Source organism: Xenorhabdus koppenhoeferi (assembly GCF_900116635.1).
GTDB classification, from domain to species: Bacteria; Pseudomonadota; Gammaproteobacteria; order Enterobacterales; family Enterobacteriaceae; genus Xenorhabdus; species Xenorhabdus koppenhoeferi.
The window spans coordinates 22,670-29,692 of the sequence record NZ_FPBJ01000037.1 but is presented as its reverse complement, the minus strand read 5'-3'; the positions used below and the strand labels follow the sequence as shown (position 1 = coordinate 29,692).

The following is a 7,023-nucleotide window of genomic DNA, read 5'->3' as shown; positions in this document are numbered from 1 at the left end:
TATAGGCCATAGCGCATTTTCCTTTGGCGAGAAAGATGCCTACTATAGCAACTGACCGCCTTTCTTAGAAATTGCACTTATTAGGCGAATCCAAGTTTTTTTTATTTCTTTCTCAAAGGCTTCTTTGCACATAATAATATTTGAATTCATATTAATTTTTGCTCTCATTAATTAATTGACTTGCATGTAACGTTTAACTTTACATTATTGTTCATTATTTTTTGTCTTATTTATTGAAATTATATGATTTATTTTTGTTGAGTATTTCTTTTGGGCCATAACCAAACTTAGCATATTGGCTATGCCATCAATTAGTTTGGGATGTTTTTGTAGAATGTTCTCATATTGTTCAATATTTAAAAAAGGTAAGTCAAATAATCTTGGGTTGGATGTATTAATAGATTGCTGGTAATGAATTTGTTTATTGATATAATCTATATGTGACATTTGAAAACCTCATATGATATAAGTTTTTTCTGTCGCGTTGGCGGGGGGCATCCCGCCACATTTAAATTGATCTTAAATGTGTTCGACTACCAATATAGCTATATCTTTAGAAACCTGCTTTATAGTAAACGTTGCCAGTCCTTCTAACTTCCCACTTATTTCCTTTGTATGTTTTAAATTTATTGTTTTTGATGATTTTTTATTATCAGTGAAACACTGGATTTTGGCACTACTTTCATTATTCAAGTCCACTGAACAAGGCGGGGAAACAATTGCACCTGAAAATCTAATAACACCTGAACTAATGTCTTGAGCAACAGAATTAACTGATATTAAATTTGTAGCAAGTAAAGAAAGTAAAGATGTAAAAAAAATTGATTTAAATAGTGTGGTTTTCATAGTTTAGATGCCTTACTGTTAATATAATTAGGCTATATAATGAGCCGCATAGGAGACGGCTCATTACTTACTACTTTACTAACTTCATGGCTTTTTTGTTATATATTATGGAGTTATTCTAGCAACCTTCCTTAATCTAATTACTGCTCAAAAACTTCTACAGTAATTTCTGCTGTTGGAAAGTTACATAAATCAAGATTGATTACGACGTTATCTTGAATTAAATCTTGTAACTTTTCGATATCGTTGCTGTCAGATTGTGTGTACTCCTGAGCTGATTTTTTGCTCATTTTAATGTGCATTTCTATCATAATTAAGTTGCCTTACTGTTTAATGATTATGAAGCTACACGGTGAATCGTATGGGGGTACAACTCACCACTATTTTTAACTATGTCTCGTTATCTAATGGTTTTACTAAATTCCTACGCCACGAATATAAATTATGATCTATTACTACAAAATCATTTTTAATCCACTGGCTAACCAATTGTGGCGATACACCTTGTCGGCGCGCAAATTCTGCTTTTACTCCTTTATAATAAACATCTATATAATCTCTTAAACTGTAAACTTCCATAATATACTCTTGCCATGAAAAATAAGTTGGTTCAATAAACTGATACAGTCTATAGGATATCAAAATATGACTGTACTTTTCCCCTCCTATCGTATGAATGTTTATCATGTAAAACACATGATAATGCAAAACACATGATAATGCAAAATGCTTTATACTATATTGTCAAAAAAACGATCGTTTTTTTGACACAGTTCAAACTTTCTCTGTATGGAGTATCTTTTCTAGAAAAAATGTCAAAAAACTTGTAAAACTATCTATGTAAAATAAAAGTGTATAAAAAGGGGATGGGATGCGTATCGGATATGCCAGAAAATCAACAATAGAGCAGGACATAACACATCAAATAGATGCACTACGTGATGCAGGGTGTGAACAATATACCAAGAGCAAGTTTCACGAGGAGGAGAACGAAGACGGAAAGCAGGAACTCCCGAGCTAGATAATTGCCTGAAAGCATTACGTTCTGGTGATACGTTAGTAGTATGGGCGTTAGATCGGTTAGGGGGAAGTTTACGTGATTTGGTTAATTTAATGGAAGATTTACAGATACGTGGTATTAATTTTGAAAGTTTAAAAGAGAGTATTGATACCAATTCATTCGCTGGTGAGTTGTATCTACAGTTGATAGCTATTTTTTCTAATTTTGAACATAATCGTAATAAAGAGCGAACTCGTTCTGGTTTAGCAGCAGCCAGAGCTAGAGGTCGAATAGGTGGACGCCCACCTGTGTTGTTATTGGATCAGATCAAAGAAATTGATGTATTAGTTGAGTCAGAAAAATTTACTATAAGTGATATTGCTAAACGATATAATGTGACTCGACAGACTATATATAATCGTCATAAGAGTAAATATTAATTTACTAGATGCATGAGTTTTATAGAGCGTTTCTCTGTTTCTACGGTTATCTTGAAAAATTATTAAATGAACAACTTGTTAATTAACATATTTAAATTAAATAGCTTTATATTAACCCTTCAAAGTGTTATTTAAGGGTTTCTAGTGAAAAATTCATTTTTGACGGGTTTTTTGCATAGATTATTTCATGTGGATCAATTTAAAATCTGACAATTTTTTTGCAAATTTTGCAATAAGAGTTTATTGCTGAATTTTTTTTTCAAAGATTTATCCTAAACGCAAAGTTAACTCATCAAGAGGTAATATATGCGTTTACGTTCTTCAGTTCCTGCTACGTTGATGTTAACGCTAGGCACTTTTTTTACAAATCCTGTATGGGCAGTAGAAAAAGATGAATTGGCGTTAATGATAAAACAACTCGAGCACGTTCAAGCAGCTCTCGAACGTGCTCGGGTTTTGGCAAATCAGGATAATAACCGGAATCGATTTTATTTTGATTATTTAAAAGCCTCGAAAGATATTGAAATTATTCGTCAGGGTGTTAACCGCTATCTAGAGCCGTCACGAGCACAGCCCACTGCCCCTATTCAGTCTCAAGAAAATATTAGTGGAGTTTATCGCAAGGAACAACGCTGATGGCAATGGATAGTATTCAGGAACAAGCATTTAAGGCTGCGTCTGGTAATGATGTTCCTCTTGCAGCTTTAGAGCTAATTTGTATTGGTACTTTTATAGCTGTTTTATTTTTATGGGCAGCATGGGGAATACTGGATGTTTATAAAGGCTGGGCGAATGAGAAAGTCAGAGAGGCAGCTTCTGTACAATTTGTCATTCGCACAATTATTTTGATTTTGGTTTGCATTTGGATATTTGCAAGTTAATTAATTATCACAAATTTTAATTGGAAATTAAAAAATATGAATATACTGAAAATATTGAAATTTTCTAAAAAACGTATTTTGTCTATGGTGTCATTTTTATATTTACTCGGTGTTAGTACACCGTCTTTAGCTGCATTGCCCAAAGTTGAACCCCCTTCATCCGGTGGTGGTGGTGGCGGTTTGATGGATACGTTGAAAGGACATGTGCAGGATGGACTTGTTATTGGTGGTTTAATTCTAGCAGCCATTGCATTTATTGTTGTAGCTCAATCTGCTATTACAACATTTGCAGAGGTGAGAGCAGGGAAAGCCGAATGGAGTAAATTTGCCACGATTATTGTAGTTGGAATCGTATTGCTTGTAGCTGTAATTTGGTTGGTAGGAAAATCGGCAGGCATTCTTTTTTAATTGGAGTATCAAATGCAGACCATACAATTCATGCCTGATCGATTAAATGCTGAGCCTACTGTTTTTCGCGGGTTTACTACACCTGAATTAGGGCTAGCTATGTTATTTGGTTCAGCAATAGGGCTGATAATTAGTCTGTTTTTCATTCCTTTTATAGGTTGGGTGGTTATCCCAACCTTCATACTTGTTACGCCACTATTAATAGTGTTTTTGGGTGGTAAACACTTGTTGAAAATTAAACGAGGAAAGCCTGGTAATTATATTTATTTTAGTTTGGCATTGAATAAAAGGAAATGGGGGATGGGTGATTCTACTTTAATTATTCATGATCAAGCATGGTCACTGCGCAGAGCAAGAATAAGGGGAATTTTAAAATGAGCCGATTTCGTCATGCTTTATTAAATCGTGACCAACATATTTTAACATTACGTATTATTTGTATTGTATTGGTTACTCTTCTTTTAGTCACTTTGGGAGGTTGGATGAATGCACCGCGTAATTTGACTATCCATAATCCCTCCGATTTACGCTCAGGCAGTACTAGAGCTTGGTGGGAAGTGCCTGATTCAACAGTCTACGCTTTCACTTTTTATATTTTTCAACAACTAAATTCGTGGCCTAAAGATGGAGAGGCAGATTTTCCCCAAAAAATTGGAATGTTATCACCTTATTTAACTCCGTCTTGTAAAGCATTTTTTGAAAATGAATCACGACATCGTGCTAATACTGGTGAATTAAAAGATCGTGTTCGAGTTATTTATGAAGTACCAGGTCGTGGATATAGTGCAAGTAAAGTTCGAATTATTGATAGAGATAATTGGATTGTTGATTTAGATGTTGTTGCTGATGAATATTATCACTCTGAACCCGTTAAACGTACGGTAGTTCGTTATCCAATAAAGGTTATGCGTTGGGATGGAGATCCTGAATTAAATCAATTTGGGTTAGCTTTAGATTGTTATGAGGGGGTTCCACAGCGTTTAGAAGCTACTCCTAAAACTCAAGATGCTAAGGAGGGAATTTAAATGAAACGTCACTCTTCATCGGCACTTTTGGTTTTATCATTACTTTTTCCTGTAGTTTCATCGACAATGCCGTTTACTGCTCATGCAGTTGAGCTTGTAAAGTGGGAACGTATCCCGTTACCGGTTCAACTGAATGTTGGGGAAGAGCGAATTATTTTTGTCGAAAAAAATGTCCGAGTTGGTTTTCCTCCTACATTAAATGGTAAATTGCGAATTCAAAGCACTGGGGGCACAGTTTATCTGAAAGCTGAAGAAGCATTTTCTCCAACACGTTTGCAATTGCAGAATGTACAAAATGGAGAAATTATTTTATTGGATGTAAAGGCTCATGAGAAAAAAGGAGTATTGGAGCCAATGCGTCTTATTTATTCTGGAGAAGTAACACAACAACGTTCTTCAAACGATAAAAATCAGAGTTCAGATAATGCAAATAGTTATTTGAATTCTGAATCTCAAAACAATAATAAGCAGCAGAAAAAAACAGGTTATAATGCTCCACTTCCTGTTTTATTAACTCGTTATGCTGCTCAGAGCTTGTATGCCCCGTTAAGAACTGTTGAAGCTGTTTCTGGTATTCAATCTATTCCGTTAGCGTTTCCTAAACGTATAACAACATTATACCCAAACGCTCCTGTCCAAATTATGCCACTGGCAGGATGGCGCTCTAATGGTGTGTCTGTTATAGCATTGAAATTTACTAATTCTTCTTCAAAAAATTTGGTGCTTGATCCTCGTGTATTACAAGGTCAATTTATAACAGCTACATTTCAACATAAATGGTTAGGAGCAACCGGAACTCCTGAAGATACGACGACATTGTATTTGGTAATGAAAGGGAAACCTGAAGATTCTTTTATTACGGAACCTACTTTATTAAAAAAAGATTTTAATAAAAATGGGAGGAATTCCAAATGAAGATCAAATCTAATACTTTAGTCAAAGTATTTGTTCCAACTATTCTAGCAATTGCTGTTGTTATCGGAATAAAAAGCTGCGGTCAGCCTGATAAATCAGCACTATCTAATACCAATATGGATCATTCTTTGCAAAATCTGGATGCAGATGAATTAAAAGTATTAGGAATTGAAGGTGATACGCCGGAAGATACATTACGCACATTAGTTGGTACGTTGAAAGATGTACGCGAACGTCAAAGTATTCTGGATGAGCAAAATCAGAAGTTAATTTCGGAAAATGAACGTTTGCGGACAAATAGTCAGAATATATCGGGACAAATTAACGCTGCTGTTAATGTGGTACGAGAAGAAGCGGACCAAAAACAACAAGCATTGAAAGAAGAGCAACAAACTCTGATGAAGCGATTAGAGAATTTAGGTGATTCATTTTCGGCAAATAAACCAGTTAATTCTAATTCAGTTAACTCTAATTCATCTGGTGATATTCCAATAGGCTTAGGGCTTGATCAGCAAAGAAAGTCATCTGTGTCTTATAAGGATGGGTTTGTGTGGATAAACCCACAAGATGCTCAGTCTGCGGACCTGAGTAAAAGCATTGGGGGACAGTCAGCGAAACTAACGTTTCCGATATCTTTTTTAGAAGATAACGAGATTACTCGCCAGAAAGCAGAATTAGATCGTGTTGCGAAAAATCAGAGGGCTATTGATGGTAGAAATGGGCAACAGGAAAAAGATGATATCGAACCAGCTTACACATTACCAGAAAACTCTACATTAGTGGGAAGTCAGGCAATGACAGCATTGCTTGGAAGGGTTCCCATTGATGGAAAAGTAACTGATCCATATCCGTTTAAAGTAGTAGTAGGTAAAGACAACTTAACGACTAATGGAATTGATTTACCGGATATAGAAGGAGCCGTAATAAGTGGTACGGCTACTGGTGATTGGACTCTTTCGTGTGTTCGTGGAGACGTAACTTCGATTACGTTTGTTTTTGCTGATGGTAGGGTTCGTACAGTGCCTCAATCGAGTAACAGGACTGATGGAAATAATAATGGTTCGAATGGGCGTTCCAATGGCGGTGCAATTGGTTGGATCTCTGACGAAAGCGGGATTCCGTGTATCAGTGGAGAAAGAAAAACTAATGCAGGTACATATTTACCAACATTATTTGCATTGACTGCTGCTGCATCCGCTGGAGATGCTTTTTCTCAGAATCAATATACAACGCAAACAAATTCAAATGGCGGAATAACTTCAGCTTTTACTGGAGACGCAGGACAAGCAGCGTTAGGAAGAGCGATTGGTGGCGGATTTAAAGATGTTGCTGATTGGGTGAAGTCTCGTTATGGGCAAACATTTGATGCTGTTTATGTTCCTCCCGGTAAGACCGTTGCTGTGCATATTACGCGCCAAATTCCAATTGATTATGAAGGAAGCGGACGCAAGGTTAACTACGGATTTAGTTTATCTGGTGACTTGGAAAATGGATTGGATTAAGGAGAA

General features: G+C 35.9%; 12 protein-coding genes and 1 pseudogene. 9 read left to right on the top strand and 4 right to left on the bottom strand.

Annotation, left to right across the window (positions count from 1 at the left end; genetic code table 11):
* Positions 1–204: 204 nt before the first annotated feature.
* From BM329_RS11545 to BM329_RS11535, 4 genes are all read right to left on the bottom strand, one after another.
* A complete protein-coding gene (locus BM329_RS11545) occupies positions 205–447 on the bottom strand; it encodes a hypothetical protein (RefSeq protein WP_041981950.1) in 243 nt (80 codons plus the stop codon).
* Between the two features lie 72 nt (positions 448–519).
* Entirely contained in the window at positions 520–846 is a 327-nt protein-coding gene (locus tag BM329_RS11540; protein ID WP_041981952.1) for a fimbrial protein, read from the bottom strand.
* Between the two features lie 140 nt (positions 847–986).
* Entirely contained in the window at positions 987–1,157 is a 171-nt protein-coding gene (locus tag BM329_RS14740; protein ID WP_177216256.1) for a hypothetical protein, read from the bottom strand.
* Positions 1,158–1,236: 79 nt separating this feature from the next.
* A complete protein-coding gene (locus tag BM329_RS11535; protein ID WP_092553227.1) occupies positions 1,237–1,425 on the bottom strand; it encodes a hypothetical protein in 189 nt (62 codons plus the stop codon).
* 292 nt (positions 1,426–1,717) lie between these two features.
* On the opposite strand from BM329_RS11535, the pseudogene BM329_RS15240 reads away from it, so the two are divergent.
* The 9 genes and pseudogenes from BM329_RS15240 to BM329_RS11495 all read left to right on the top strand — a co-directional run.
* Positions 1,718–2,076, top strand: a pseudogene (locus BM329_RS15240) (recombinase family protein); the annotation flags it as partial.
* Positions 2,077–2,154: 78 nt separating this feature from the next.
* The gene (locus BM329_RS15235; protein ID WP_245759071.1) at positions 2,155–2,286 is read left to right on the top strand and encodes a helix-turn-helix domain-containing protein; all 132 of its coding nucleotides are present in this window, start codon (positions 2,155–2,157) and stop codon (positions 2,284–2,286) included.
* 306 nt (positions 2,287–2,592) lie between these two features.
* A complete protein-coding gene (locus BM329_RS11525; RefSeq protein WP_092553224.1) occupies positions 2,593–2,922 on the top strand; it encodes an integrative conjugative element protein, RAQPRD family in 330 nt (109 codons plus the stop codon).
* Positions 2,922–3,167, top strand: coding sequence for a TIGR03758 family integrating conjugative element protein (locus tag BM329_RS11520; RefSeq protein ID WP_041981954.1), 246 nt, complete (start codon positions 2,922–2,924; stop codon positions 3,165–3,167). Before BM329_RS11525 ends, BM329_RS11520 begins: the two co-directional genes overlap by 1 nt.
* 84 nt (positions 3,168–3,251) lie before the next feature.
* Positions 3,252–3,575, top strand: a complete 324-nt coding sequence (locus BM329_RS11515; RefSeq protein WP_245759069.1) for a TIGR03745 family integrating conjugative element membrane protein — start codon at positions 3,252–3,254, stop codon at positions 3,573–3,575.
* Positions 3,576–3,587: 12 nt separating this feature from the next.
* Entirely contained in the window at positions 3,588–3,953 is a 366-nt protein-coding gene (locus tag BM329_RS11510) for a TIGR03750 family conjugal transfer protein (protein WP_041981957.1), read from the top strand.
* Positions 3,950–4,600 carry a PFL_4703 family integrating conjugative element protein gene (locus tag BM329_RS11505; protein WP_041981960.1) on the top strand — a complete coding sequence of 217 codons (651 nt, stop codon included), beginning with the start codon at positions 3,950–3,952 and terminating at the stop codon, positions 4,598–4,600. The genes BM329_RS11510 and BM329_RS11505 overlap by 4 nt, the downstream gene beginning before the upstream one ends.
* On the top strand, positions 4,601–5,515 hold the full coding sequence (locus BM329_RS11500; protein WP_041981961.1) for a TIGR03749 family integrating conjugative element protein: 915 nt from the start codon (positions 4,601–4,603) through the stop codon (positions 5,513–5,515).
* Positions 5,512–7,017 (top strand): TIGR03752 family integrating conjugative element protein, encoded by a 1,506-nt coding sequence (locus BM329_RS11495; RefSeq protein ID WP_092553219.1) that lies wholly within the window; start codon positions 5,512–5,514, stop codon positions 7,015–7,017. The genes BM329_RS11500 and BM329_RS11495 overlap by 4 nt, the downstream gene beginning before the upstream one ends.
* Positions 7,018–7,023 lie beyond the last annotated feature (6 nt).

Bases quoted from the DNA above. Each gene is read 5' to 3' on its own strand.
- BM329_RS11545 (WP_041981950.1), bottom strand. From the start codon at position 447: ATGTCACATATAGATTATATCAATAAACAAATTCATTACCAGCAATCT.
- BM329_RS11540 (WP_041981952.1), bottom strand. From the start codon at position 846: ATGAAAACCACACTATTTAAATCAATTTTTTTTACATCTTTACTTTCT.
- BM329_RS14740 (WP_177216256.1), bottom strand. From the start codon at position 1,157: ATGATAGAAATGCACATTAAAATGAGCAAAAAATCAGCTCAGGAGTAC.
- BM329_RS11535 (WP_092553227.1), bottom strand. From the start codon at position 1,425: ATGGAAGTTTACAGTTTAAGAGATTATATAGATGTTTATTATAAAGGA.
- BM329_RS11525 (WP_092553224.1), top strand. From the start codon at position 2,593: ATGCGTTTACGTTCTTCAGTTCCTGCTACGTTGATGTTAACGCTAGGC.
- BM329_RS11520 (WP_041981954.1), top strand. From the start codon at position 2,922: ATGGCAATGGATAGTATTCAGGAACAAGCATTTAAGGCTGCGTCTGGT.
- BM329_RS11515 (WP_245759069.1), top strand. From the start codon at position 3,252: ATGGTGTCATTTTTATATTTACTCGGTGTTAGTACACCGTCTTTAGCT.
- BM329_RS11510 (WP_041981957.1), top strand. From the start codon at position 3,588: ATGCAGACCATACAATTCATGCCTGATCGATTAAATGCTGAGCCTACT.
- BM329_RS11505 (WP_041981960.1), top strand. From the start codon at position 3,950: ATGAGCCGATTTCGTCATGCTTTATTAAATCGTGACCAACATATTTTA.
- BM329_RS11500 (WP_041981961.1), top strand. From the start codon at position 4,601: ATGAAACGTCACTCTTCATCGGCACTTTTGGTTTTATCATTACTTTTT.
- BM329_RS11495 (WP_092553219.1), top strand. From the start codon at position 5,512: ATGAAGATCAAATCTAATACTTTAGTCAAAGTATTTGTTCCAACTATT.